This window comes from Aquibium sp. A9E412 (assembly GCF_030398335.1).
Lineage (GTDB): Bacteria > Pseudomonadota > Alphaproteobacteria > Rhizobiales > Rhizobiaceae > A9E412.
In genome coordinates, this window is sequence record NZ_JAOAOP010000009.1 from 40,852 (window position 1) to 67,006 (window position 26,155).

Genomic DNA, 26,155 nt, shown 5'->3' on the forward strand with positions numbered 1-26,155 from the left:
AGAAGAGCCATGCCTTCGAACGAGAAAAAATCCGGTGTCAGCAGACGCCAATTGCTGGGCAGCACTGCCGCTGTGGCGGCCGCGGGCGCGACGGGAGCCGGCAGCGCACTGATGGTCGGGGCCGGGAGCGTCACGCCGGCGGCCGCGCAGTCCGGCTCCGGCACCCAAGGCTATGAAGTGAGGCCGGGAGAGCTCGACGAGTACTACGTCTTCTTCTCGAGCGGCCAGACTGGCGAGATCCGCGTCGTCGGCGCCCCCTCCATGCGCGAGATGATGCGCATCCCGGTTTTTAACCGCGACAGCGCGACCGGCTGGGGTCAGACCAACGAGAGCATCAAGGTCATGACGGAGGGCCTGCTGCCCGAAACACGGGAGTTCCTGAAGGATCGGGGAGGCATATTCTTCAACGGAGATCTGCATCATCCTCATCCTTCCCAGACCGACGGCACCTACGACGGCCGCTATCTTTATGCGAACGACAAGGCGAACACCCGTGTCTGTCGCATACGGCTCGATGTGATGAAATGCGACAAGATCATCGAGCTGCCAAACCAGCATACGGTGCACGGACTGCGCGTGCAGAAGTACCCAAAGACCGGCTACGTCTTCTGCAATGGCGAAGACCGCGTCCCGGTCCCCAACGACGGCACCACGATGGGTGACCCTGACAGCTATCGCGCGATCTTCACCGCAGTCGACGGTGAGACCATGAAGATCGCGTGGCAGGTGATGGTGGACGGCAATCTCGACAACGTCGATGCCGATTATCAGGGCAAGTACGCGTTTGCGACCTGCTACAACTCGGAGGAAGGTTTCAACCTCCCCGAAATGATGGCAAACGAGCAGGACTGGATCGTCATCTTCAACCTGAAGCGGATCGAGGACGCCGTCGCCGCCGGCGACTACCAGGAGATCAACGGTGTCCCGGTGATCGACGGCCGCAAGGGATCGCCCTACACGCGCTACGTCCCCGTTCCCAACAGCCCGCACGGCATCAACACCGCGCCGGACGGCATCCACGTTGTCGCCAACGGCAAGTTGTCGCCCACCGTCACCGTCTTCGACGTGCGCAGGTTCGATGATCTGTTCGACGACAAGATCGAGCCACGCGACACGGTCGTCGCCGAACCGGAGCTCGGTCTCGGCCCCCTCCACACGGCCTATGACGGCCGCGGGAACGCCTATACGACCCTGTTCATCGACAGCCAGATCTGCAAGTGGAACATCGAGGACGCCAAGCGCGCCTTCGCCGGTGAGCAGGTCGATCCGATCCGACAGAAACTCGATGTGCACTACCAGCCCGGTCACAATCATACCTCGATGGGCCAGACCCGTGAGGCTGATGGCAAATGGCTGATTTCGCTGAACAAGTTCTCAAAGGATCGTTATCTCAACGTCGGCCCCCTCAAGCCGGAGAACGATCAGCTGATCGACATCTCCGGAGATGAGATGGTGCTCGTGCACGACAATCCGACCTTTGCCGAACCGCATGACGCGACCATCGTCCACCGGTCGAAGATCAATCCGCTCCATGTCTGGAACCGCGACGATCCGTTCTTCGCCGACGCCGTGCAGCAGGCGAACGCCGACGGTGTGGATCTGGCCACCGCCGCGGATGTCGTTCGCGACGGCAACAAGGTTCGCGTCTACATGACGTCGGTGGCACCGGCCTTCAGTCTTGAGACGTTCACCGTCCGGCAAGGCGACGAGGTCACCGTTTACGTGACGAACATCGACGATATCGAAGATCTGACGCACGGCTTCTCGATCGTCAACTACGGCATCAACATGGAAGTGGCGCCGCAGGCAACCGCGTCTGTCACGTTCACGGCAAGCAAGCCGGGCGTCTATTGGTACTACTGCTCGTGGTTCTGTCATGCCCTGCACATGGAGATGAAGGGGCGCATGTTCGTTGAACCGCAAGGCGTCTGACGCATGCTGCGCAGCATGAGGTCGATCGGGCTCCTGATGGTGGCGGCGTTCGCCGCCGCCATCATGACTGCGCCCGCATGGGCAAAGGTGATCGAACATCCCGCGGGCGCGGGCAGTCTGCAGGCGGTGATCGACGGGGCATCGCCGGGAGATATCATCCGCCTTGCGACGGGTGTGCACACGGGACCGGTGGAGATCGAGACGCGCGTGACGCTTGAAGGCGCACCAGGAGCGATCCTCAGGGGGGGCGGAAAAGGCAGCGTCATCACCGTCTCTGCGCCGATGGCCTCGGTCCGCGGCCTCGAGATCAGGGGATCGGGCCTGAACCTGTACGACATGGACTCGGGCATCTTCATCGCTCAGACGGCGACAGGTGCACGCGTGGAAAACAATATCCTGATCGGCAACCTCGTCGGGATTTACGTTCACGGGGCGGCGAACTCGCTGATCAAGGGCAACAGGATCGTCGGTCGGCGCGAAGGCCGCACAAGCGAGGCAGGCGACGGCATCTCCGTGTGGAATGCTCCGGGTGCTCGGGTTGTCGAAAATTCCGTCAGCTATGGCAGGGATGGCATCTTTACCAAGACGAGCGAACGCAACGTCTTCAGAAACAACACGCTCCGGAACGTCCGTTTCGGCATTCACTACATGTACACGAACGACAGCGAGGTGAGCGGCAACCTGTCGATCGACAACAACATCGGCTACGCCATCATGTTCTCCCAAGGGTTGCACGTGACGGAGAACATCTCGGAGGGGGACCGGGATCACGGCCTGCTTTTGAACTACGCAAACGGTTCGGTGATCACCGGCAACGTCGTCCGCGGACGCCTTTTGCCGATCGAACGGTGGACGGCTGCGGCGCGGGTTGGCGGAACCCACGGCCTGCCGACCGAGCGCGACGCCGCTTCGGAGAGCCCGTCGCAAGGCACGCGCCTCGGCCCGGAGAAATGCGTCTTTATCTACAATGCGAACGGCAACCGCTTTACCGAGAACTGGTTCGAGGGTTGTGCGATCGGCATCCACTTTACAGCGGGCTCCGAAAGCAACGCGATGTCGGGCAATGCGTTCATTCGCAACCGCAACCAGGTCAAGTATGTCGGGACCCGGTATCTCGACTGGTCACACGATGGCCGGGGCAACTACTGGAGCGACAATCCGGCCTTCGACCTCGACGGCGACGGAATCGCAGACAAGCCGTACCGGCCCAACGGCCTCGTCGACAAGGTGCTGTGGACTGCGCCGCAGGCGAAGATTCTCGTCAACAGCCCAGCCGTCCAAGTGATCCGCTGGGCGCAGGCGCGGTTCCCGGCATTGCTGCCTGGCGGCGTGGTCGACAGCCGCCCGCTGATGGCGCCACCCCTTGATCGGGAGATCGAGCACCGATGAACGATACAGTCCAGGTGACCGGCGTTTCCAAGTCCTACGGCGAACTGCGCGCCGTAACGGACATCACGTGCAATTTCGGCGCAGGCGAAACGGTCGCGCTCGTCGGGCACAACGGTGCTGGCAAGACGACCCTGATCAAGCTTATGCTGGGGCTGATCCGGCCGACTTCCGGCACCATCCGTGTTCTTGGAGAGGACCCGTCGGCCGGACAGTTCGAAGCGCGACGGAGCCTCGGATACCTCCCCGAGAACGTCGCCTTCAACATGGCCCTGACGGGGCGTGAAATCCTGGCGTTCTATGCCCGGCTGAAACGGGTTCCGTTGACGACGACCGACGTCCTTTTGGAGCGCGTCGGGCTCGACACGGCAGCGAACAGGCGCGTCGGCACGTATTCCAAAGGAATGCGGCAACGGCTCGGTCTCGCACAGGCGCTTCTCGGCCGACCGCGGGTGTTGCTTCTGGACGAGCCGACCACAGGCCTCGACCCGGCGCTACGCCGCAGTTTCTACGACATCGTCGACGAACTGAGGACGGATGGCGCCACGGTGCTTCTGTCTTCTCACGCGCTCACCGAGCTGGAAGGCCGGGCCGACCGCGTCGTCATTGTCGACAATGGCGTGAAAATTGCCGACGGCACAATCGAGGACCTTCGCCGGATAGCACGACTGCCCACGCGAATCCGTGTGAAGGTCATAGAAGCGCCCGACCTGGTCGACACGTGGGCACGCGCGGGAGGCTGGCGACGCATCAACGGCCGTTTGATGGAGGTTGAAGCAGGTCCGGAAGAGAAGATCGCGTTGCTGCGAAGCGCAGCGTCACCCGATGCGCCTGTGGCCGATCTGGACGTCATTCCGCCGTCACTCGACGAGCTCTATGCCCATTTCCTCAGCGCTTCGCGGGAGATCTCAGAATGAGAAACCTGATGATCGTCGCCCGCAAGGAGATCCAGGAAGGACTGCGCAATCGCTGGGTGCTTGCCACGACGCTGTTGCTGGCAGCGCTTGCGCTGACGCTCACATTCCTTGGCAGCGCTCCCACCGGCAACGTCGATGTGCCGTCCCTGGAAGTTGTCACCGTCAGCCTCTCCAGCCTGACGATCTTCCTCGTCCCTCTGATCGCGTTGCTGATTTCGCATGACGCGATCGTCGGCGAGATGGAGCGCGGCACGATGCTGCTTCTCCTGAGCTATCCGATCGGACGTTGGCAGGTGATCGGCGGCAAGTTCATCGGCCACGTCGCCATTCTTGCCTTTGCGACGCTGCTCGGCTACGGCGCTGCCGCAGCGGCGCTTTTTGCCACGACCGCCGGCATCGATGACGCGAGTTGGATCGCTTTCGCGTCTATGGTCCTTTCGTCGGTCCTGCTCGGTTCTGTGTTCATAGCTCTGGGCTATCTCGTCAGTGCGCTCGTCCAGGAGCGCGGGACTGCCGGCGGCATCGCCGTCGGCATCTGGCTGCTTTTCGTCCTGCTCTACGACATGGCCTTGCTTGGCCTGCTTGTCGTCGATCAGGGGCGGATCGTCGGAGGCGGCGCCCTGAACGCGCTGCTGCTAGCGAACCCGACGGACGTATACCGCCTGCTCAACCTGACCTCCGGCGATGTGAGCGCGCTGTCGGGGATGGGCAGCGCGGTGCAGCAGGCTGCACTTCCTGCCGGTGCGCTGATCGCCGCTCTGATCGCGTGGACAGCCGTGCCGCTGACCGGCGCTGCCGTCGTCTTTGCAAGGAGGGAGCTGTGAGGCACCGGATGACCGTCATCGCCATTGCAGCAGCCTTGGGCCTGGTCGCGTGCGGTGACGACGGCCCTCAGGAAGCGCCGGGTCCCTTCGCGTTGACGGAAGAAGCCGTCGGCCGCTACTGCGGAATGAACGTGATTGATCACCCGGGACCGAAAGGCCAGATCATCCTCGGCGCCATCCCAGAGCCGATCTGGTTCTCGTCTGCGCGTGATGCCGTGGCCTTCACCATGCTCGCGGAGGAACCAAAGAACGTTGCCGCCATATATGTGTCCGACATGGCAAAGGCGCCAAGCTGGCAGCAGCCCGGCCCGGAGAACTGGATCGAAGCCCGCGCCGCATTCTACGTGATCGGCAGCGCGGTGAAGGGCGGCATGGGAGCGCTCGAGACCGTCCCGTTTTCGACACGGGCGACTGCCGAAGCATTCTCGAATGAAAACGGCGGCCAGGTGGTCGTCTTCGACGAAATCCCGACCGCGTACGTCCTCGGCTCCGCCGGATCGGAACCAGCCGCAACGGACACTGTTGGATCGACGGACTAGAGAGCGGCCATGCAGAAAATCAACCGCCGTCGTTTCATCGCCATTGGCGCAGCTGCCGCGGGTTGCGGTCTTCCGCTTCTCCATGCGTCGTCTGCCCAGTCATCCACTGCGGTGACCTGGCGCGGACAGGCGCTCGGCGCGCAAGCGTCCCTGGTGATCCACCACCATGATCGCAATGCCGCGGCGCGACTGGTGCGGCAGGTGGTCACCGAAGTGGAGCGGCTGGAACGGGTGTTCAGCCTCTACCTTCCGGATTCCGCGCTTTCGAGATTGAACCGGTTTGGTGCGCTTGCCGCACCGCCATCCGACTTGGTCGCTCTGCTGCAGACATGTCGCGAGGTCTGGGAACTGACCAATGGCGCGTTCGATCCCACGGTACAGCCGCTTTGGAGATTGCTGAGCGAGCATTTCGCACGACCCGACGCGGACCCGGCCGGACCGAATCCGGGCCAGATTGCCGACGCACTGGCGCTCGTCGGCTTCGACAAGGTGATCTTCGACCGCAACCGGGTTGCACTCAAGCGTCGTGGCGCTGCGCTGACGCTCAATGGTATCGCACAAGGCTACATAACAGACCGTGCCGTCGATATCCTGCGGCGCGGTGGGATCGAGAACAGCCTGGTCGATATCGGTGAGATCCGTGCACTTGGGCAGCATCCGGCTCGTGGCGCGTGGCGCGTCGGTATCGAGGCCACCGACGATCGCGCGCGACAGCCGGCTTTCCTCGAACTCGTGAACAACGCCGTGGCAACGTCCAGTCCCGACGGGTTCGCCTTCGACCCTGCCGGTTCCTTCAATCACCTCCTGAATCCGCGCAGCGGGGCCAGCGCCAACAACCACCAGAGCGTGACCGTGCTCGCCCCGGAGGCAGTCCTGGCCGACGCCTTCTCGACGGGCTTCAGCTTGATGACGTACGACGCTGTCGCGAGCATCGCGCCAACAATCCCGCGGCTGCAGGTGCATCTGACGAACGAGTCCGGATCGCGCGACTTGCCCTGACCCTGTGGACCAATTGCTGCGTTCGGTTGGTCATCGGCGACAGCACAGATGCAGCCGATCAACCGCGCCGAAACGGGTTCAGGCACGGTCAAGGCGGGATTTCATCCAAGCGGCGCAGCCAGGGGCCGCCGAAGTCCGATCAGCCAGCGATCACGCGCATGCGCCATGCCGAGATCTGCCCGAGGTGTCACTTAACCGGAGCCGTGGTGCCGGCGCTCGCCTGGGTCGTCGATCTGCCTTTGCCAGCTTTCGATCGCATCCTCGAGCGACATCGGCCTGCCGTAGTGGAAACCCTGGCCCATCTGGCATCCCCACGTTCGAAGCAGCAGGCCCTGCTCGGAGGACTGGACGCCTTCCGCCACCACGTTCAGGCCCAGATTGCGCCCGAGCGTTATCATCGACTGAACAATGGCCGTGTTGCTGCCGTTCTGCGCCAGATTGTCCATGAAGGAGTGGTCGATCTTGATCTCGGAGATCGGATATTTCTGCAGATGCATGAGGGACGCATAGCCGGTGCCGAAATCATCGAGCGCGATGCCCATGCCCATACGGCGCAACTCCGCCAGGGCCTCTCCCAGGCTATCCTCCATCTCGTCGAGAAGGACGCGCTCGGTGATCTCGAGCGTGAGCAGTTCTGCCGGGACGTCGGCTTGCTTCAGGGTTCGCAGAAGCCATCGCGTGAAGTCGCCCTGCATGAGAGTGGCCGCAGACAGGTTGACGGCCACTTGCGGGGACGTTCCGGTCCGACTGGCAAAGGTCTGGATGTCTTTCAGGACCAGCGAAAGCATTCGCTCGCCGATGGCCCAGCCCAATTTGGGGTGGTCAAGCGCCTGAAAGATTTCCAGCGGGGGCAAGACACCGCGCTCCGGATGATCGATGCGGAGCAGCGCTTCGCATCCAACGATCCGGCCGTTCGGGAGCATGACCTTGGGCTGGTAGAAGGGGACGATCCATCCCTCTCGCAGCGCTTCGCGCCCCAGTTCGAGCTGGGCAACCTTCTGCTCGGCTACCCGGCGCATTTGCGGCACGAAGGCTTTCACGACGTTCCTCTGTTCGGCCTTCGATTCGTAGAGCGCCATGTCTGCCTTCTTGAGCAGGTCTTCGGCCGTGTCCGTGGCCGCAGCAAGGGCGCAGCCGACGCTCACGTCGCAGGTGCGGGCCTTGGCGCTTCGTCGCAGACTGGCGCTGAGCGACCGCGCAAGTCTGCGCGCCCGTTCCTCGAGCCTGCGAAGATCGCCTGCCTCCGGCACGATGACCGCAAACTCGTCGCCGCCCAGCCGGGCGGCAAGTTCGGAGCTTTGTGTGTGCTTCGACAGATGTCGGGCGAAGAGCCGCAGAACCGCATCGCCGGCCGCGTGACCGAAGCGGTCATTGACCTGCTTGAAGTCGTCGAGATCAAGAAGCAGAAGGCCGACCGGCTGGCGCTTCGCGGGTGCAAGATGGTTCCGCAACGCGCGCTCAAAGCTTCGACGGTTGGCGACGCCCGTGAGCGAGTCCTCGAAAGCGGCGCGACGGAGTTGCTCTTCGGCAAGAAAATGGTCGTGCACATCTTCGAGCGAGCCGTACCAGCGGATGATGTTGCCGTTGGCGTCAAACCGCGGCGCACCACGAACGCGCACCCACCGGTAGCTGCCGTCAACCAGTTGGATGCGGTATCGGAGGTCGGCCGGCTTTCCGGTCTCGAGACGCTCGCGCCAGTAATCCAGTGCCGGATCGACATCATCGGGATGCAGGGCCTTCAGCCAGCCCATCCCGAGCGCCTCATCGGGCGTGATGCCGGTGAACGACGCCCATCGCGAGGAAATCGACTCAAGACGCCCGCGTGCGTCGGCGGTCCAGGGAACTTGCGGATTGAGTTCGACGGTCTGACGGTGGTGCTCCTCGCTCTCCTTGAGGTTCTGCAGCGTGATGCTGCGCTCGATCGCCAGCGAGGCGATGTGGCGTATCCCCTCAAGGCTCTCCAGCTCGTCGGCGGTCGGAGCGCGCACCTCGTCGAAATAGAAACCGAAGGTGGCAAGAACCTTGCCCTGCGAAGAAAGGACGGGGCGCGACCAGCACGCGCGCAAGCTGTGCCGCTCGATCAGGTGTCGCCACTCCTGCCAGAGAGGACTGATGTCGGTGTCGGTCACGATCACGTCGCAGCACTGGTGCGCAGCCGTGCCGCATGAACCGACGCCGGTCCCGATCTTCAGGCCGGCAACATCCGCGAAGAGCTCCGGTGGAAGGCTGGGGGCAATCGCACCGGTGAACCTCCCGGCGTCGGCATCGACGAGCATGATCGAGCACCTGGCACCCGATACGCTATGCTCTCCGTATCGGCAGAGGGTGGCGAGAACCTCTTCTATGGCCGCGCCGCGCGACACCATCTCCAGGATCTGGTGCTCGCGCTTCTCGCAGTTCTCCCGCTCGACGCGTTCATGGATGTCGATCGAGCAACCGATCCAGAGTCCGGCGCTGGCATCGATGATCCGTGCCCGCAGAAGGTGCCAGCGGTACACGCCATCCGAACGGCGTATCCGTGCCGCAAGCTCGTGCTGCTGAAGACCCTTCTCGACAACTTTCGCTATCGCCTGATCGATCGCCGGCCTGTCATCGGGATGGAGAGCCTCGAGCCATCCGTGACCCAGCGATCCGGCGTCGCTCTTTCCGGTATAGTCCCGCCATTCCGCATTGACGTAGAGAACGCGCCCGTTCTTTTCGACAACCCACACGAAGCCGGGCACCGCATCGGTCAGCGCTTCAAGGAGCTGCTCGCGTTGCTGGATCGCTTCACGTGTGGGCGCTTCGAGTTCCAAGGCGGACCTCTTGCAAACAGTCATGTCGCCATCTCGACATGCCCGAGCCATACCCATTCGGTCATAACAAATGGCTAAGGCAATCGAAGGAGATCGATGCATCTGTCGACGGGGCTTCTTCTTGTTGTCGGCGCGACAGGGGGCCAGCTTGCCAACCGACCGGGCAGGCGCTTTCTGTGTTGGAGGCGGAGCATGGAGGCCGATTTCGCCGCAGCGCGGCGGCATCTGCACGCTGCAAGAGACGATCTTTGCGGCGACGATCGCACCAGTGGCAAAGCACGGCACGCACTCGATCTTCTGCTTGAGGCCATCGTCACCGCCGAAAAACCCGTCGCAATGCCGACCAGCAGCCCCAACGTGGTCCCCTTTCCGCCCAGGCGTGTGCCATAGAGACAGCTACGGTGTGCGAACCGGCCAGACCTCTTGCCGTCAAACCGGTTCGTTTCGCTTCCCGTGGTCCGCCGCTTTCCGGCACCCAGCCCTAGGCCCGGGCTTAGGGGTCTGCCTATGGTGTGATCGCGGTAGTTTTCCGATCCGGCAGCATGCGTCGGGTACGGCTTGTTGCACAACCCACGGCCGGAGTCCGGCTGGTCCCCATTCGACAAGAGATCCGTAGCAGCGGAGGCGATCAACAAGGACGCCATGGCCGCTGCGCTGGCGCAGCCCGGGCTCAGCGTAAGAACCGGTCGGCGGGAGAGCGGTTCCCGAACGAACGGCAGTTGGAGGAACCGTGAGGCCGATACGAGCATTGAACACGCGACGGAGGATGAGATGACGAGGTTCGGCCCCGGCGATCACGTCAGCTGCAAGTGCGAAGCCGGCCGCGAAGGCGGCGAGTTTATCGGGGTCTACCAAGCTGATTTCCGCTACAACGGCCCCATCCGCCGCGCTTTGCGCGGCGAGCCGCAATGCGCGATCAAGAGCGACAGGACAGAGCACGTCGCCGCCCACAAGGAAGCCGCTTGACGAGGAGGCGGTGTTGGTTGCGCAGTTCACCACCATCGGCCACTCCAACCGCAGCATGGAGGAGTTCCTTGCCATGCTGCGCGATGCGCAGGTCGATCTGCTGATCGACGTCCGATCATTCCCACGATCGCGCACCAATCCGATTTTCAACATCGACAGCCTGCCGGACCACCTTGCCGAGGTGCAGATCGGCTACCACCATTTCCCCGCATTGGGCGGGCGGCGGTCGAAGCAGGCCGGCGTCGACGAAACCGTCAACGCGATGTGGCGTGTCCGGAGTTTCCACAATTACGCCGACTACGCCCTGGGCCCTGAATTCGCGGTTGCATTCGACGCGCTGCTCGGCATGGCGCGGCACCGGCGCCTGGCGCTGATGTGCTCCGAAGCCGTGTGGTGGCGCTGCCACCGCCGCATCATCACCGACCATCTGCTGCTCAACGAACGCGCCGTGGATCACCTGATGGGTCCTGGCCAAGTCGTTCGGGCCGAACTGACGCCCGGAGCACGGAAAACCGCGCAGGGGAAGGTGGTCTATCCGCCGGTCGACAGCTAGACCCTTTCCACGCGACGTGGAAACCGGTTTGCCGTCCGCAAACGCCTCAGGACGATGAATCGGCGCTAACTCAGGGCCTTCGGGTTGAGCACCTCGCGCGGACCCAGGCTTTCTGTTGCAGGTCGATGTACCGCTGACGCGATGCCCAGCGATGTGAACAGTTCGGCGATCCGGGAAATGCCTTCGGATCGGCGGAGCGCGTCCAGAAACTCCGGATCACCGGCGCGCATTGCTAACCGGGAGACGACGGTACGCAGCCGCTTGAGTTCCTCGCTCTCACCCACGACGGTCACGAGAAGATCGACCCCGCTGCCGTCCGGCGCGTCGAAAGCCACCGCCTGACCCAACCGGGAAATCAGGATCAGAGGCGGACTGGCCCGCTCGACAACCGCGTGGGGCATCGCGAGTCCGCGGCCCAGGCCAGTGCTGCCGAGCCTCTCCCGCTGAAGCAGGCAAAACGCCACATCGCGGACCGATGCACCCGGCCGCAGATGACAAATGCGCGTGGCGACATTCCAAAGAGCCGTCTTGCGGCACCGCGCACGTGCGTCCGTCGCAAGAGCAATCTGGAATGCGACCTGACCGGCTTTCATGGCAAGCTCCGATGACCGCGCGCGAAGGGCGGCGGTTCGTCCGAATTGGTGATCGAGCGGATGTCGAAGCCCGGAAACGCCCTGGGACGTTTCCGGGTCAGCCATGGCGGTTGGTGGCCTCGGTCATGCTGCAGGTGGAGATGCTGTTCATGGCGTCGTCCATCAACGTCCTGCCCGCGTCAGGCAGCAGGTAACGTCGCGTCGCAAGCCTAAGCTGCCCGTTTCCTTCACGCCGACGCTGGCGTGCCTTGCGCCCTACCGTCGCGCTGGATTACGGCCCGCTCCCTTGGCCGCGAGTTCGGCGACTGACGACGTTGTCTGCTGAGGCGCGGCCTTGGCCTGCTTCGGCTTGCGCGCTTCGCGGTTTCCTTTCCGGTTCTTCTTGGCCATCGATAGATGCTTCCCACTGCGAGCCGATCGCGGATACGTGCTTGGCGCTGTGCCATTCCGGCCCTGCGATCGGTCGAATTTTGCGATTCCGCCCGCCATCCAGGCGCCATGGCCGGCGCTTGTGCGCCTGCCATACCCTCGGATCGTTCGGGCGTTGAGATGTCCCTGGTCTGGTTGCGCTCCGTCCGGGGCGAGGAGCAGGCAGCCGGACCAGGGCTAGCGGCGTGAGAGCCGGCTGGCGGTGCAAAAAAGTCCGGCGGGAATAAAAAATTCAGTCATGATGAAAACTTCATTGGCCATCCAGAGAAAAAAGTCAAATCGCTTTCTCGAAATCGGAATGCCTTGAGTTTTCCGCATTTCAGCGCAATAAGAAAAACATGTCGCATCAAGTTCGCAACTCTTTTGCCAAGGCAGACCGGGAAACACATGCTTTGTCCCGGAGCGGTCCTTCGTCGATTTAGGCAAAGCAGCGACGCGACCGTTCCGGGCCTCCCGCACATTTCCGACATTGCTTTGCGATGCGCGCGTCCTCTCATTGGGCGCCGGGAGTTGGAGCCTTGACGCCTCATTTCGCCCCCTTGTTCTGTGGTCATTGCAGCCGCAGCATTCCGCGTGCCGCCGTCCGCTGTCCCTGGTGCTTCCGACCGGTCCATTCGCTCACGCGCGTAGGCCGCGCCACGAACGAGCGCCCGCCGGCGCGCGCCGCCGACGCCGTGAGCGCGCGCCACGAGACTGATGCCGACTGCGGACGGACGGCATGAGTGCCCGAACCGTCGCACGGCGCTCGCTCTGGCCGATTGTCGCGGTGGCGACCAGCATTGCGGTCTATCTGCTTCATCCGCAGGTCCTGGCGCTGCTGCAGGTTCAGGCGGATGCTCGGCCGGTTCGCTTGCTGTCCGGATCGGCAAGCTATTTTGCCGCCGCCTGGCTCGGCGGCCGCCTAATCGGCATCGCGCTCGAGCGGGCGGGGCCCGAGCGTCGCCGCGTGCCCCGACTGCTCCCAGAGCTGATCTCGGCCGCGCTCTTCATCGCGGCGTCGATCGCCACGATCATCCTGGTGCTGGGGCAATCGATGAGCGGAGCGCTCGCCGGCTCAGGGCTTGTGCTGGCCATTCTCGGTTTCGCCATCCGCAACGCGCTGGCCGACGTGCTGTCCGGCATCGCCCTCGGCCTCGAGGCCCCCTACCGGATCGGCGACTGGATCGAGATCGACGGCACGATCCGCGGCCGCGTGGTGGAGATCGGCTGGCGCACGACCCGCCTGCTGACACGCGACAGCACGTACACTATCCTGCCCAACGGCCAGATCGCCCGTCAGCGGCTGACCAACTTCAGCGCGCCGCGGCAGCACTATCGGACCCACGTGTCAATCGCGCTCGACCATGACGTTCCGGTTGGCCACGCCAGGCGCGTGCTCGCGGAGGCGGCAGCCCGGACCTCTGTCATCCTGGCCACACCGGCACCGGACGTTCGCGTAACCTCGTACGATGCCGACGGCATCCGCTATGCCGTGCGCTTCTGGGTGCCCGGATTTGCCGACGACATCGACTGCCGAGACGCGGTTCTCGCCGCCATCGATGCTGCGGTCCGGGACCGGTGCCTGCCGCCGCCGCACGCGCGCATGCGCTTCCACGGTGCGGACGCACCGCACTCGCGCGACCGCACTCCGGCGGCACCGGCTGGCAGGCAGGCCAGCATGGACCTGAAAGGCGATGCGTGAGCGCGGGGTCGAGAACGGGTTGCATCTCGTCTCCGGTGACCTGCTCCCCTGGAATGTCCCCGCATTGAGGTTAGCCTGTTCCCTGATCAAGGAGACAGGCAATGAAGCGATCACGGTTTTCCGATGAACAGATCATCGGCATCTTGAAGGAGCACTAGGGGCATGTCGGCGGCTGATCTGTGCCGTAAGCATGGAATCTCGGACGCAACCTTCTACAAATGGCGCTCCAAGTATGGCGGGATGGACGTGTCCGATGCCAAGCGGCTGAAGACTCTGGAGGAAGAGAACGCGAAGCTGAAGAATTTTCTGGCGGAGTCGGTGTTGGATGTATCGACACTCCGCGAGATGCTTGGAAAAAACTTCTAACGCCCGGCTCAAGGAGGAATGCCGTGGGCTGGGCCATCGAACACAAGGGGTATTCGCAGCGCCGGGCCTGTGGCCTGATGGGCATCGATGCGCGGGACTAACGGTAACGATCAACCGGACCTGACGATGCCGAGCTGAGGCAGCGGCTCAGGCAATTGGCATCAGAACGCCGCCAATTCGGCTATCGACGCCTGCACATCCTGCTCAAGCGGGAGGGCGTCGCGGTCGACTGGAAAAAGCTCTATCGTCTGTACAAGGAGGAGCGGCTGACCGTGCGCAAGCGCGGTGGCCGCGAGCGTGCCATCGGCACATGGGCGCCCATGGCAATCCCCCAAAGTGCCAACCAGCGCTGGAGCCTCGACTTTGCCCATGACACACTCGCCGACGGGCGGCGGTTCCGGATCCTGTGCGTGATCGATGACTTCAGCCGGGAATGCCTGACCACGATCGTCGACAACGCAATCTCAGGCGAGCGCGTAGCAAGGGAACTGGACGCCATCGCCGAACGGAGCGGCTATCCCTGCATGGTGGTCAGCGACAATGGCAGCGAACTGACCTCGAACGCCATCTTGAAATGGTAACAAGACCGGCGGGTCGAATGGCACTACATCGCCCCAGGCCAACCGATGCAGAACGGGTTGGTGGAGAGCTTCATCGGCCGGCTCAGGGACGAATGTCTCAACGAGCACCTGTTTGCCAGCTACCGGCATGCCCGAGACCTGATCTAAGACTGGAGGTTCGGCGACAATCTTACGCGGCCACATTCAAGCCTGTACGGGCTCACACCGCACCAAATTGCAACCCGGTCCAAGCCGGACCACAACATGAACAGAGCCAACCAATCAACGCGGACAATTAGGGGGGCGGGTCAGGATCAACACGCAGCCGCAAGTGGTCCGCCAGAGATTTCAGGAGGTGAGAAACCCTTCACGTCGATTGCTTGTTCGCGTCATCTATCGACAACCCCGCCGTGACGCGCAGGGTCCGGGCGGCTTCGACCGCCTGACTGGCGATTTCATCGAACAAGACCGCCATCTCCATGACAACAGTGGGTCGCTCTCGCGGTCGGTGATTTCGTCGATCTCAGCGAGGAACGAGAGTTGTGCGACGATCCAGTCCCTCCGATGACGCGCCTCCCTCAATCCGTTCCTCACCTGATGGCGGCTTTCGAGAACCGAAAACCGGTCGAGCGCTTCATCCAGTCTCGCCCGACACGCGCAGTCAAGTTGCACGGAGGCCAGAACCCGACGCAGCCGCAAAGCCATGTCGGTGCGCAAGGACGGGTTGGCAGGACCTTTCATGTCACGATCCCGCTGCAATTCACAGACGATCGGAAGGATGCCGCCTCCCCCAGTTTGCCAAGCCACCCATGTTCTTCACAGCGATCGCATGGGTGCTCCCGTGCGGTCGACGGTCATCCACAGGTGACAGCCGGTGAAGCGATCTGCGCGAAATCTTCGGCGTTCGGGCAGACCCCGCGGTGCCATTCCGCGAACCTTCCGCGCGCGACGATGCGCCGGCAGGCACCCCGGTGCGGACATTTCATGCACGTGCGCTCCATGTCCTGGAACCACCCGGGATAGCGTGCGCAGAATTCATCCGGATCGATGTCAAAGGTATGCATCGCCTCCTGGAGCAGGTCTTCGGACGCAAACGGAAGCACCATGGAGCGTTCAAACTCGCGCGGGCTCAAGCCGACCTCGGTCAACACACGTCCGGCCTCCTGGGCGCCGAGTGCGTTGATCTCCCGCAACGTCTGTCTCGTGTGCCGCCAGTTGCGCAAGGAGTTGGCCAAGACGCAGCGTGCCGATGCCATCCGGCCGACCAGGCTCATCATCATCGCTTTCATTGGTCACTCCTCTGGACGGGTGAATGCGTGCCAAGCTTGCGAGAAGGGATTCCCGAATGGGAACTGAAGCTACACCCGTTTGCTCATCGCTCTTTGCTGCAGGACAAACTCCCCGCGAATTGGCACACCGATCGGCGTCGCCCTTGCCTCTTGAAGCGGCACGGCGCGGCGAGCCGGACTGGAATGTCCCTGGCAACGGCCACCTCGAACACCAAGAAGACCAGCCGCAATGAGGGCGGCGAGCATGCCCGGCTCTGGCCGCAATAGAGGCCCGGCGCCTTTGAGGCTGCGTGGGCATCCTTGTCGCAAGAACCCCCGAGATGCGCCGGTCAAACGCGCCACGTTGTGCGAAGACTTGGCTATGCCCCTGGCTTCAGGAACGTCTGAGCACAACCAGCGCAAGCATCGAGGCCGTGCCTATCCCAGCCGTCAGCCAAATGGCCGACGACCCCCACGCCGACAGGGCAGCGCCGAAGATCAATGGCGCGGCCGCCTGGAGGATGCGGGCCGGCGCGTTCAGCCAGCCGAGACGCTGCCCATAGCCAACCGTCCCGAACAGTGCGAGCGGCAGCGTGCCCTTTGCGATGGTGAGGATACCATTGCCCGCTCCATGCAAGATCGCAAAAGCGTAAGAAGCGGCCCCACCGAACGTCACCAGCGCCACGGCCGCAAGCGGATGAGCCGCCGCTGCGAGCCTGGTCGACGCGAGCGGGTGGCAGCGGCGAAGCAGGCTGAATTCCAGCACCCGCGCCGCCACCTGGGCCGGGCCGATCAGCGCGCCCGCGGCGAGGGCTACGGCTGTGCTGGCCCCCGCTGTCTGCAGCAAGCCTGGCAGATGCGCAGCCATCGCGGTTGAGTTGAACCAGGTCGCTGCGAAAACGAACGCAAGCAGCGCCAGCGCCAAACGCGATGGCGGCGGGCCATCGTCTGCCGGGGCGCTTGCCCGGGCCATCGTCCTGGTTGCTCTCGGCAGACAGGCGTTCAACGGCAGCGCAAGGAACAACTGGATAAGCGCCCAGCCGATACAAGCCTCGCGCCAGCCCCATGTTGCGAGCATCAGCCCAGAAAGCGGCCAACCGACGGTGCTAGCAAATCCGGCAATCAGCGTGATGCCGGTGATCGGTCCACGCGCGTCCTTGCCGTAAATCCCCGCCAGTGTGGCAAACCCGGCTTCATAGAGCCCTATGCCCATCCCAAGCCCAATGACCGCCCAGCCTGCGAAAAGGATCGGCGGTGATGGGGCAGCGGCGAGCAGCATGAGGCCGGCGGCAAACACGATGTTCGACAGCATCAACACGCCCCGCCCCCCGGCGCCGTCAATCCTCGCTCCCGCCCAGGGGCCGACCATGGCCGAAACCATCATTGCCATGGAGAATGCGCCGAACACCCAGACCGGCGACAGACCCAGATCTTCGGCCATTGGGACCGCCAAGACCGCCGGAAGGTAGTAGCTCGAGGCCCAACTGACCGTGAGGGACGTTCCGAGTACGGCCACGGTCGGACCGCGCCGCACCGGTGTCAGTCGTGGGATCATGCTCGGTTTTTCCGTTCGGAGGGAAGCGGTGAAGCCGCTGCCGCGGATCAAGCCATCGAGAACAACAGGCCCGAAGCAAGAGCTCTGGTCAACAACACGCGATGTAGAGCGCGAAGGCTGCTGCCGCGCCAAGGTCCCAACGAACATGCTCGGCGTTGCGCAGCCGACGCACAAGCGGCAGGGCCGCGCAGCCGTTCCGAGAACGGCTGGATCACCAAACGGGATCGCGGTCAAGGTTGCGGCCGGGCTCCGGACCAGCATCGCGCATATCCTGGACAACGACCAAGGTCGGCCACCGGTCAGCTACGCGGCGGGGAACGGTGTCGGCGTCAGCGCCGCCCTGCCAGCTCCAGAGGCAGGAACAAAGCCACCGGGATAAGTGCGATCAGTCCTTCGAGGAGCCATTTGACCTGCAAGATCCCGGCTGCCGCCAGGGCGGTTCATGGCGACCGAGGCGTCCTTTCGGCATCGGCGCCATCTGCGCGTGTGCGCGTGCCGGCCAGTTTGCTCATCAGCCAGGCGCGCAACGCGGGGTCGATCCCCACGCAATAGATCAAGTCGGTTTCCGCCATCGCGTCGTCGGAGCGTTCCGCGCGCAAACCGACCTGCAACGCGAGCGGATCGACGAGCGGGAGGTTGTCGAGCCGATGGTCGCGGCCGATCCATGCCAGGGCAACGGCGCAATCGAAGCGTTCCGGCCGAAGCACGTAGGCGGCTGCCAGGAGGTCGAAGGGATGGAATCCGTCGAGCCCGATGTCTTCCCGCCAGAAGTCGAGCCACTCTCGTGCGCCGGATGCGATCCATGGTCCCGTCTCGCCCGCCCGGGCGAGACGATCGAGATCAGCCTCCGTCAGGCTGATCCCGCGCGCCACGTCATAGGGGATCAGCGACATCGGCAGTTGCATGGCGAGCAGGTCGAGGGCCGCCTCGCGGTCCATATCGAAGTTGAGATCGCGGAAGACGGGACCGTGCCCGAACAGGATGCCGTCTCCCTGGCCTTCGGACGGGTGGAAGATGTGACCTGGCCGGCGTCCCATCACCGCAACCACGCGCCGGACGTTCTGCTGCAATCCCGGCCGCCCCTTCAGCGCCGCGGAGACATTCGTCAGCGGCCCGAGCGCGACGATCGTCAGGGGCCCACCCGCAAGAGCCTCGCGCAGTCCCGCCTGCGCCGGGGTCGCGGCGGCGGCAGGCGCGTCTGCACCAGGCAACACAGCGGGAACCCGCGCACCGTCACGGCGCAGCTTGCCGGCCAGCGTGCGAGCGGTCCGGTCGGTGTCCTCCAGGTCGGCATTGCCGAACACGCTCGACATGCCAACGATCCGGATGTTCGGATCGCGGGCAAGCAGCATCAAAGCAAGGCAATCGTCCGGGTCGGTACGGCGGCCGACACCGCATGCCGCATCGGTGTCGATCCACACGCGATCAGCCGCTGCGATATCCGGGCCGTTCTTGATGATCGGCAGCGGCGGCGCGGGCAGCCGGCCCGTGCGCCAGACGGAAACAGGCATGGCCAGGAGAAGGACAGCCAAAGCCGCCAGGACCATTGCGGCCATGCTGATTGCCTTGAGGGTCTTGCCAAGCGGTGCCATCGCAAAATCGAATCCGAGTGCGCCGGACAACGAGCCGGCGATCAGCACATGCGCCGACGCCGCGCCGGCGGCGAAACGCTCGGGGTGAGGAGTGAAGGCCCTGCCCCGCCCGCACGTGCTGGAGCAGCGCGGGCCGCAGGCTCGCGCGACCTGCCCCGCGCCATGCGGCCCTCAGGCCCGCCGATGAACCGGGTCACGTCGTTCCCTCGCTCCCTTGCGTCGTGCCGCTTGCTCGGTCGACCCCACGGGCCCTGGGGTCCGTTCCTCCTAAAGCGCTTCCAGGCGATGTGGAAACCGGTTCGCCGTTCGCAAACGCGTCAAGGCAACAAGCTGGAGCCGATCTGCGATACCAAAACGGATACTCTAGGGCCCGGTCAGCCCGACTGCGAGCGCAAGCAGGCTCGCTCCGGCGAGAACGGCGCGCAGCACATGCGAGCGCTCCCAGCGGTCGCGCATGGCTCGCCAGTCGCCTTCCGCGCGCGATCCGGCGGCGAAGAAGCGCGACGCTGCCGAGGTCGTCGCAACGTCCCTGACCCAGAAGTCGTTGACCGGATGGGTGAAAAGCCAGTAGGCGGCGTGCACCGCGACGAGCAGCGCAAGCGCTGCGGCCGTCCACCAGAAACGGTCGGTTCCGTAGGGAAGCGGCAGGAGCGCGGCCGCCAGCAACACGATGCCGCCCAACTCGCCGACCAGCCCGCCATAGGTGAACCCGGGATAGTAGATCGCCTGCACGGCACCATACGTGTTGCGGTCGAGGCGCATCTTTCCCGGAAGCTCCAGGGCATGCGCGAGCGCGAGCCCGAACGTGACGGCGACGCAAAGCAGCGCGGCGATGGTGATGACCTGGATCATGTCTTGGCTCGGTCCCTCCCCGGTTCCTCCCGGCGCTCGTGATCTTGCGTGCGCCACTGCCGGAAGGATGCGAAACCATCCGGCTGGGCACCGGTCGGTTCCCGAAAGCCCGACGCCCGCCGCGTTCCGGGCGGCACCGAAGGCCGCGGGAACAACGCGTCAGACACGACGCGCCGCTTCGATGGCGGCGACGTCGATCTTCCGCATGTCCATCATTGCCTCGAAGGCCCGCTTCGCCTCGTCGCCACCGGCGGCCATCGCCTCGGTCAGCACGCGCGGCGTGATCTGCCAAGAGATGCCCCATCGGTCCTTGCACCAGCCGCAGGCGCTTTCCTCGCCGCCGTTGCCCACGATGGCGTTCCAGTAGCGGTCGGTCTCCTCCTGGTCGTCGGTGGCGACCTGGAAGGAAAAGGACTCGTTGTGCCGGAACGCCGGACCGCCATTGAGGCCGAGGCAGGGGATGCCGAGGACGGTGAAGTCCACGGTCAGCACGTCGCCGGCCTTGCCGGACGGATAGTCGCCGGGTGCGCGGTGCACCGCATACACCGCGCTGTCGGGAAAGGTGGCGGCGTAAAAACGCGCGGCGGCCTCCGCATCCTTGTCGTACCAGAGGCAGATCGTGTTCTTCGCAGTGGTCATGGCGTTTCCTCTCTCGCATTGATCGTGCCGGGGGCGACGCGACCGGCGCGTCGCGGCCAATGCCGGCACCCGGGTGCGCTGCCGGGCCGGGCACGGCTTCCGCCCCCGGACAGACAGGACTTCAGTCCCACATTCCCGCGGGCGTCTCGCCCTGCAGGAACGGCTCCATGAAGCGCATGAGCATCCCGGGCTGGTTGATCACGGCCGTGTGGGAGGTCGCCGGCAGGATCGCAAGGCGCGACGCGGGCAGCGGTGGGCCCAGATCGCCCATGGCGCCACCGCCGAGAAGACGAAACAGCGCGACCGTGTGTTCGAGGGTCACGACGTCGGCATCTCCGGCAATGAGGAGCACCGGCAGGTCGAGCGCCTCCACCGCCTCCTTCCAGTGCATCGGCTGCTTCTCGAGCGCGATCAGCTTCTCGGCCAGCTCGGCGAAGCCATCGGGATCGGGGGCAAGGTTGCGCCACTCGGTTTCGAGCGGGCTGCCGACGAGCATGTCCGGCGTCATCTGCGGGATGAAGTCGCGGAAGGCGTGCTGCCACCCGCTCTCGTCGAAGGCGACGGAGGCGAGCACGAGCCGGTCGACCCTTTCCGGATGACGAATCGCCAGCTGCAGGGCGGCGGCGGCGCCCATGGAGTAGCCGAACACATCCGCTTGCGGCAGGTCCACAGCCGCCATGAACGCGGCCACATCGTCAGCGAGGTTCGGATAGGTGATCGGCCGACCGGTATCCTCCGTGCGACCGTGACCCTGGAATTCCAGCGCGTAGACGCGGTGCGTCTCGGCCGCCAGGGGGATGATGTCGCCCATGGATTCGATGCTCATATAGGCGCCATGCAGGATGACCAGCGGTTTGCCAGCTCCGGACACCTCGTAATACATCTCCATGCCATTGACCTCGGCGACATGTCCGGTCGGGCCGTCATCGGCTTCGGCGGGTATTGCCATGAGCAGCAGCGCGGCGACGACGGGGCGCGCCATGCGGCGGGCTTTCCGTTTCATAAGACCTCCTGCGACGCCTTGGAGCCTTCGTAGTTCATCATCCAGGGGGTGCCGAACCTGTCGGTGAACATCGCGAAACGCTCTGCCCAGAAGGTTTCACCGGGCGGCATGTCGATGGCAAGGGCTTCCTCGGAGAGCGCCGCCAGGATGCGGTCGAACTCCGCGCGCGAGGCGGGCGCGATCTGCACGCGGAAGCCCTGCGGTCGATCGTACATTTCCGCGGGCGCGTCGGAGCCCATGACGGTGGCGCTGCCGAGCCGAATGCTCATGTTCATCACCAGGTCGTCGCCACCGGGCATGCGGCTGTCGGCGTCGGGCGCATCGGCGTTGCGCACGATGCTCAAGACCTCGCCGCCCAGGACCTCGGCGTAGCGGGTCATGGCCTCTCGACACGTGCCGTCGAAGAAGAGGTAGATGGTGGGCTCCATGACGGTGTCTCCTTGAAACAATTCGCCTCAGCGTGACCGGCTGTCCGGCTGCAGGGGACCGACCGGCCGATACATGTTCGCGAGCGCGCCGGACGATGCAGGCCGGCTGTTGACGAGGGCGAGTTCGCGTGGCGCCACCCGGCCGGAAAAGAAGCGCTTTCCTTCGCCCAGCAGGATCGGAAAGACGAAGAGAAGCACCTCGTCGACCAGGCCCTGCTCGAAGAGCAACGGCGTCAGCGTCGAGCTGCCCCAGACGATGATGTCGCGACCGCCCTGCGCCTTGAGCTCGCGCAGGTGGGCGCCGATGTCCCTGCCCAGCCCCTCGGCCGGTCCCCAGCCGAGGGTCTCGGGCCGGTGCGTCGCGACGTATTTCGTTGCGCGGTTCAGAGCGTCGGCGGTCCGGTCGTTCTCGGCGGTCGGCCAGTAGCTGGCGAAGATGTCGTAGGTGCGTCGCCCGACGAGCAGATCGAAGGTCTCGCCCTGCGCGGCCGCAACGTCCCCGCCCATCGCGGGATCGAAATGCCGCATCGCCCAGCCACCGTGCGCGAAGCCGCCGTCGCGGTCCTCGTCCGGCCCGCCGGGTGCCTGAATCACGCCGTCGAGCGAGATGTTGGCGATGATCCTGATCCGTCTCATGCGGCGGCGCGCTCGTCTTCCACTCGGTTCCGACCGAAGGACGAACGATGCGGCGCGATCCCGACAGCCTTCCTCAGATTTTTTTCGGGCTGTCGCCGGCTTCGCCCGCCAGCCGGTCGAGATGCTGGCGGATGTGCGCCGCCTCGGCCGGCGTTCCGGCCAGCGCAACGGCGCGGCCGAACGCGTCACGCGCCTCTGCCGGGCGACCCAATTGGTCGAGCAGCGCTCCGCGCACGCCGTGAAAGTAGAAATAGCCGTCGAGCGCCTCTGCCAGCGGCGCGACCATGTCGAGCGCGCGCTTCGCCCCGTAGAGCTTCGACACCGCCACCGCCCGGTTGAGCCTCACGACCGGGGACGGCGCGTGACTCTCGAGCGCGGCGTAGAGCCGCTCGATCCCGGCCCAGTCGGTGTCCTGCGGGCGCGCGGCGCGGGCGTGCGAGGCGGCGATGGCCGCCTGGATCTGGTAGCGGCCGGGCCGGCGGTGGCGCAGGGCCTTGTCGAGAAGCGCGAGCGCTTCGCCGATGGCAGCGCGGTTCCAGAGCGTCCGGTCCTGGTCGTCCAGGAGAACCGGCAGACCATCCGCATCGAACCGCGCCCGCTGGCGGGAATGCTGAAGCAGCATCAGCGCCAGAAGACCCATCAGTTCGGCCTCGGCCGGGAACATGCGCAATAGCAGACGGGCAAGGCGGATCGCTTCCGCGCAGAAGGCGGCACGGTCGCCGGCGGGATCGGCGTCGGTGTAGCCCTCGTTGAACACCAGGTAGATCATCGCGGTCACCGCAGCCAGCCGTTCGGCGCGTTCCGCGGGGCCGGGTGACTCGAAGGGCACCCGGGCCCTGGCGATGCTCGCCTTGGCGCGGGTGATCCGCTGCTCCATCGCACGGTCGCCCACGAGAAAGGCGCGCGCGATCTGCCGCACGGTCAGACCGCAGACGATCCGCAGCGCCAGCGCTATCTGCTGGGTGGCGGGCAGGTCGGGATGGCAGCAGATGAACAGAAGCCGCAGGATGTCGTCGCGATAGTCGGCCGCGTCGAGGCGTTCGGCCATGTCCGGCTCCACGTCCCGGCGGTCGGAGATCTCGGCCTCGTGCGGCAGTTCCGTCGTCTTTGCCCGGCGCCGCACCTGGTCGAGCGCGGCGTTGCGCCCGACCATGATGAGCCAGCCGTCGGCATCCCGCGGCGGGCCTTTCTCCGGCCAGGTCCTGAGCGCCCTGAGACAGGCCTCCTGATAAGCCTCCTCGGCCAGATCCAGATCGCGGAAATAGCGCAGCAGGGCCGCCACGGCGCGCGGCCGCGCGGCGACCAGCCGCGCCTCGACCCAGGCCGGGTCAGTCGGGGCGGCCATCGTCCGGCCCCGTTGCGCCCGGATAGTAGAGCATCACTGGCCGCACCTCGTAGGCGCCGCCGGGATTGGCCTGCGCCAGGTCGCGCGCCAAGCCGAGTGCCGTCTCAAGCGACTCGGCCTCGAGCATGTAGAAGCCCAGCAGCTGCTCCTTGGTTTCGGCAAAGGGGCCGTCGAGCACGACATCGTCGCTCTTGCGCAGCGTGGTCGCGGCGCTCGTCGGCATCAGGCGGACGACAGGGCGCAGATGGTCGGCCCACCTGCGGTGCACCTCCTCGAGCTTCTTCATCACCGCGGCGTCCTCTTCGTCGCTCCAGGCCGTGGTGACGGCTTCGTCGTGGTAGCAAAGCAGGGTGTAGAGCATTTCCGGAACTCCGTGGTTCAAGAACGTTTTCGGCGCGCCCCGGCCGACACGAGGCGCGGGTTTTTCTTCGGCGATCGGGTGTCGCGTGCGGCATCGGCCGGTTGCACCGTCAGGCCAACCAACACCCGTGCGCAGCACACCGCAATCCCGCAACCGAGGTCGTGGCAAGTTGAGAGGACACGACATCCCGCGCCGGCCGACTTCGACCCCGAACGCTGCCCCTAGCCGGTCGACAGGGACAGGAGCATCGCCGAGATTCGCCGCCCGCGGACCTTGAGAGACCCGACGTCGACGGGCAGCAAGGGATGGCAGGGTTCAGCCATGCAACGCGTTAGAAATGGCGGCTTTTTGGCAAGCTATATTCAACGGGGGTGGAAGGCTGATGGTGCCCAGGGGCGGAATCGAACCACCGACACTGCGATTTTCAGTCGCATGCTCTACCAACTGAGCTACCTGGGCCCTCGACGGCCTGCGAAGCGGGCCGCGGCGCCGGCGGAGCGATGGGCCGCGCCGGCGAAAGCGCGTGGGTTATAGCACGAGATCGGCCGCTGTCCAGCGCCCCGGCGACGGATTTCTCGCCGCGTCACGTCGCCCTGCGCGAGGCTGCGCGGCGGCGGTCCGCACCGCCGGCAAAGGCCGCGCGGAGGCGGGCCGGCAAGCTGCGGCGCGCGCCGCGAAGATCGAGATACAGCGCCCGAACGGCGGCACGCGACGGCGCCACGGCCGCCCCCAGATGCCACCCCCCTTCCGGCCAGCGGCACGGGGCGGACGCGGGCCAGGCGGACGCGGAACCGATGGCGCAACATTGCAGCAAGCCAACGGTTCAGGTCGACGTTCTTGCGGCACGGCAAGCAGAACGGACAGGCGCCCGCGAGGATCGAGACACCGGGCCCGAACGACGGCACGCGACGGCGCCACGGCCGGCCGGCGGATGCCGCCCCTCCGGCCAGCGGCACGGGCGAACGGGGACCGGCGGTGCGGCGGTGCGTGCGGCGCCGGCAGTGCGACCGTAGGTGCGGTGCCGGCGGCGCGGCGGGCGGCGCGCGGGCAGCGGCCGCCGCCTCAGCCGCCCGACGGGTCGTCGCCCTCCTCGTCTGCCGGCGGTCCCGGCACGACGTAGCGGCCGGCCAGCCAGCGGTTCAGGTCGACGTCCTTGCAGCGCGGCGAGCAGAACGGATAGGTGGCGCGCGCGGAGGGGCGGCCGCATTCGGGACACGGACGCGGCGGACGCAGCGGCGTCACCTTGGGTGCGGTCTTCTCGCTCATCGCGGGCGTCAGCTCCCGGCGCCAGCCAGCCAGTTGAAATGCACCTTGTAGCCGTCGGCGACCAGCAGCGCGACGGTCTCGTGCAGCGGCAGGCCGACGACGTTGGTGTAGGAGCCGACCAGCTTGACGACGAAGGTGCCGGCCAGGCCCTGGATGGCGTAGCCGCCGGCCTTGCCGCGCCACTCGCCGGAGGCGAGATAGCTTTCCAGCTCCTCGCGCGACAGCCGCTTGAAGCGCACCCGCGTCTCGACCAGCTTCTGGCGCAGGCGGCCCGACGGCGTGGCCAGGCACAGGCCCGTGTAGACCCGGTGCGAGCGGCCCGACAAAAGCCGCAGGCAGTTCGACGCCTCGTCGAGCAGCTCGGTCTTGGGCAGGATGCGCCGGCCCACGGCGACCACCGTGTCGGCGGCCAGCACGAAGCAGGCGTCGGCCTCGCCGTCCTTCTTCAGCCGCTCCAGCGCCTTCTCCGCCTTGCCGCGCGCCAGCCGCTTGGCCAGCGAGCGCGGATGCTCGGCCTTGAGCGGCGTCTCGTCGATGTCGGCCGGCATCAGCCGGTCGGGCTCGATGCCGGCCTGCTGCAACAGCTCGATGCGGCGCGGCGATCCCGAGGCCAGCACCAGTTTCTGGAAGACGCTCATCTTCGACCCGTCGGCAGGCCGCCACGCGCCGC

General features: G+C 65.3%; 25 protein-coding genes, 1 tRNA gene and 1 pseudogene. 11 read left to right on the plus strand and 16 right to left on the minus strand.

Translation table 11 applies throughout. The features are described from left to right. Positions 1–9 precede the first annotated feature (9 nt). From nosZ to N1F89_RS06055, 6 genes are read left to right on the plus strand one after another with little or no spacing between them, the layout of a single operon-like run. The gene (gene nosZ / locus N1F89_RS06030; RefSeq protein WP_290082528.1) at positions 10–1,932 is read left to right on the plus strand and encodes a TAT-dependent nitrous-oxide reductase; all 1,923 of its coding nucleotides are present in this window, start codon (positions 10–12) and stop codon (positions 1,930–1,932) included. A gap of 3 nt (positions 1,933–1,935) precedes the next feature. After that, positions 1,936–3,321 carry a nitrous oxide reductase family maturation protein NosD gene (locus tag N1F89_RS06035; protein WP_290082529.1) on the plus strand — a complete coding sequence of 462 codons (1,386 nt, stop codon included), beginning with the start codon at positions 1,936–1,938 and terminating at the stop codon, positions 3,319–3,321. Continuing rightward, on the plus strand, positions 3,318–4,235 hold the full coding sequence (locus N1F89_RS06040; protein ID WP_290082531.1) for an ABC transporter ATP-binding protein: 918 nt from the start codon (positions 3,318–3,320) through the stop codon (positions 4,233–4,235). The genes N1F89_RS06035 and N1F89_RS06040 overlap by 4 nt, the downstream gene beginning before the upstream one ends. Then, complete coding sequence (locus tag N1F89_RS06045; protein WP_290082533.1) at positions 4,232–5,059, plus strand: ABC transporter permease; 828 nt, start codon at positions 4,232–4,234, stop codon at positions 5,057–5,059. Before N1F89_RS06040 ends, N1F89_RS06045 begins: the two co-directional genes overlap by 4 nt. An 8-nt stretch (positions 5,060–5,067) precedes the next feature. Then, positions 5,068–5,598: a nitrous oxide reductase accessory protein NosL gene (locus N1F89_RS06050; RefSeq protein WP_290082534.1), complete on the plus strand. Its 531-nt coding sequence runs from the start codon at positions 5,068–5,070 to the stop codon at positions 5,596–5,598. A gap of 9 nt (positions 5,599–5,607) precedes the next feature. After that, positions 5,608–6,597, plus strand: a complete 990-nt coding sequence (locus tag N1F89_RS06055) for an FAD:protein FMN transferase (RefSeq protein ID WP_290082536.1) — start codon at positions 5,608–5,610, stop codon at positions 6,595–6,597. Between the two features lie 191 nt (positions 6,598–6,788). Here the strand turns inward: N1F89_RS06055 and N1F89_RS06060 are convergent, their stop codons facing one another. After that, complete coding sequence (locus tag N1F89_RS06060; protein WP_290082538.1) at positions 6,789–9,392, minus strand: EAL domain-containing protein; 2,604 nt, start codon at positions 9,390–9,392, stop codon at positions 6,789–6,791. Between the two features lie 192 nt (positions 9,393–9,584). Between N1F89_RS06060 and N1F89_RS06065 the strand changes: the two genes are divergently transcribed. The 3 genes from N1F89_RS06065 (at position 9,585) to N1F89_RS06075 (ending at position 10,911) form a co-directional block, all read left to right on the plus strand. Beyond that, positions 9,585–9,782: a hypothetical protein gene (locus N1F89_RS06065; protein WP_290082539.1), complete on the plus strand. Its 198-nt coding sequence runs from the start codon at positions 9,585–9,587 to the stop codon at positions 9,780–9,782. 381 nt (positions 9,783–10,163) lie between these two features. Then, positions 10,164–10,358: a DUF2945 domain-containing protein gene (locus N1F89_RS06070; RefSeq protein WP_290082540.1), complete on the plus strand. Its 195-nt coding sequence runs from the start codon at positions 10,164–10,166 to the stop codon at positions 10,356–10,358. Between the two features lie 10 nt (positions 10,359–10,368). Then, the gene (locus N1F89_RS06075; protein WP_354670309.1) at positions 10,369–10,911 is read left to right on the plus strand and encodes a DUF488 domain-containing protein; all 543 of its coding nucleotides are present in this window, start codon (positions 10,369–10,371) and stop codon (positions 10,909–10,911) included. A gap of 65 nt (positions 10,912–10,976) precedes the next feature. On the opposite strand, the gene N1F89_RS06080 is transcribed toward N1F89_RS06075, so the two are convergent. Together N1F89_RS06080 and N1F89_RS06085 are read right to left on the minus strand one after the other, a co-directional pair. Continuing rightward, positions 10,977–11,504 carry a PTS sugar transporter subunit IIA gene (locus N1F89_RS06080; protein ID WP_290082543.1) on the minus strand — a complete coding sequence of 176 codons (528 nt, stop codon included), beginning with the start codon at positions 11,502–11,504 and terminating at the stop codon, positions 10,977–10,979. Positions 11,505–11,759: 255 nt separating this feature from the next. Further along, positions 11,760–11,894, minus strand: a complete 135-nt coding sequence (locus N1F89_RS06085; protein ID WP_290082545.1) for a hypothetical protein — start codon at positions 11,892–11,894, stop codon at positions 11,760–11,762. Between the two features lie 757 nt (positions 11,895–12,651). On the opposite strand from N1F89_RS06085, the gene N1F89_RS06090 reads away from it, so the two are divergent. Together N1F89_RS06090 and N1F89_RS06095 are read left to right on the plus strand one after the other, a co-directional pair. After that, positions 12,652–13,614, plus strand: a complete 963-nt coding sequence (locus N1F89_RS06090) for a mechanosensitive ion channel family protein (RefSeq protein ID WP_290082546.1) — start codon at positions 12,652–12,654, stop codon at positions 13,612–13,614. 101 nt (positions 13,615–13,715) lie between these two features. Beyond that, positions 13,716–14,954 (plus strand): annotated as a pseudogene (locus N1F89_RS06095) (IS3 family transposase). 440 nt (positions 14,955–15,394) lie between these two features. On the opposite strand, the gene N1F89_RS06100 reads toward N1F89_RS06095, so the two are convergent. The 13 genes from N1F89_RS06100 to N1F89_RS06160 form a co-directional block, all read right to left on the minus strand. After that, the gene (locus N1F89_RS06100) at positions 15,395–15,829 is read right to left on the minus strand and encodes a hypothetical protein (protein WP_290082547.1); all 435 of its coding nucleotides are present in this window, start codon (positions 15,827–15,829) and stop codon (positions 15,395–15,397) included. 373 nt (positions 15,830–16,202) lie between these two features. Then, positions 16,203–17,363 carry an MFS transporter gene (locus tag N1F89_RS06105; protein WP_290082548.1) on the minus strand — a complete coding sequence of 387 codons (1,161 nt, stop codon included), beginning with the start codon at positions 17,361–17,363 and terminating at the stop codon, positions 16,203–16,205. Between the two features lie 440 nt (positions 17,364–17,803). Then, on the minus strand, positions 17,804–19,003 hold the full coding sequence (locus N1F89_RS06110) for a nucleoside hydrolase (protein WP_290082550.1): 1,200 nt from the start codon (positions 19,001–19,003) through the stop codon (positions 17,804–17,806). Positions 19,004–19,318: 315 nt separating this feature from the next. Next, positions 19,319–19,807 (minus strand): DUF1772 domain-containing protein, encoded by a 489-nt coding sequence (locus tag N1F89_RS06115; RefSeq protein ID WP_290082552.1) that lies wholly within the window; start codon positions 19,805–19,807, stop codon positions 19,319–19,321. 159 nt (positions 19,808–19,966) lie between these two features. Continuing rightward, on the minus strand, positions 19,967–20,446 hold the full coding sequence (locus N1F89_RS06120) for a VOC family protein (RefSeq protein WP_290082554.1): 480 nt from the start codon (positions 20,444–20,446) through the stop codon (positions 19,967–19,969). 121 nt (positions 20,447–20,567) lie between these two features. After that, a complete protein-coding gene (locus N1F89_RS06125) occupies positions 20,568–21,428 on the minus strand; it encodes an alpha/beta hydrolase (protein ID WP_354670310.1) in 861 nt (286 codons plus the stop codon). A 17-nt stretch (positions 21,429–21,445) separates the two neighbouring features. Next, positions 21,446–21,877, minus strand: coding sequence for a VOC family protein (locus N1F89_RS06130; RefSeq protein WP_290082559.1), 432 nt, complete (start codon positions 21,875–21,877; stop codon positions 21,446–21,448). Positions 21,878–21,904: 27 nt separating this feature from the next. Beyond that, on the minus strand, positions 21,905–22,513 hold the full coding sequence (locus tag N1F89_RS06135; RefSeq protein WP_290082560.1) for a dihydrofolate reductase family protein: 609 nt from the start codon (positions 22,511–22,513) through the stop codon (positions 21,905–21,907). A gap of 73 nt (positions 22,514–22,586) precedes the next feature. Further along, complete coding sequence (locus N1F89_RS06140; RefSeq protein WP_290082562.1) at positions 22,587–23,858, minus strand: RNA polymerase sigma factor; 1,272 nt, start codon at positions 23,856–23,858, stop codon at positions 22,587–22,589. Continuing rightward, entirely contained in the window at positions 23,842–24,219 is a 378-nt protein-coding gene (locus N1F89_RS06145) for a YciI family protein (RefSeq protein WP_290082563.1), read from the minus strand. Before N1F89_RS06145 ends, N1F89_RS06140 begins: the two co-directional genes overlap by 17 nt. 383 nt (positions 24,220–24,602) lie before the next feature. Continuing rightward, a tRNA-Phe gene (locus tag N1F89_RS06150) sits at positions 24,603–24,678 on the minus strand. A 603-nt stretch (positions 24,679–25,281) separates the two neighbouring features. Next, positions 25,282–25,485 carry a DNA gyrase inhibitor YacG gene (yacG, locus tag N1F89_RS06155; RefSeq protein ID WP_290082566.1) on the minus strand — a complete coding sequence of 68 codons (204 nt, stop codon included), beginning with the start codon at positions 25,483–25,485 and terminating at the stop codon, positions 25,282–25,284. Positions 25,486–25,493: 8 nt separating this feature from the next. Next, positions 25,494–26,123, minus strand: a complete 630-nt coding sequence (locus N1F89_RS06160; protein WP_290082567.1) for a Maf-like protein — start codon at positions 26,121–26,123, stop codon at positions 25,494–25,496. Positions 26,124–26,155 lie beyond the last annotated feature (32 nt).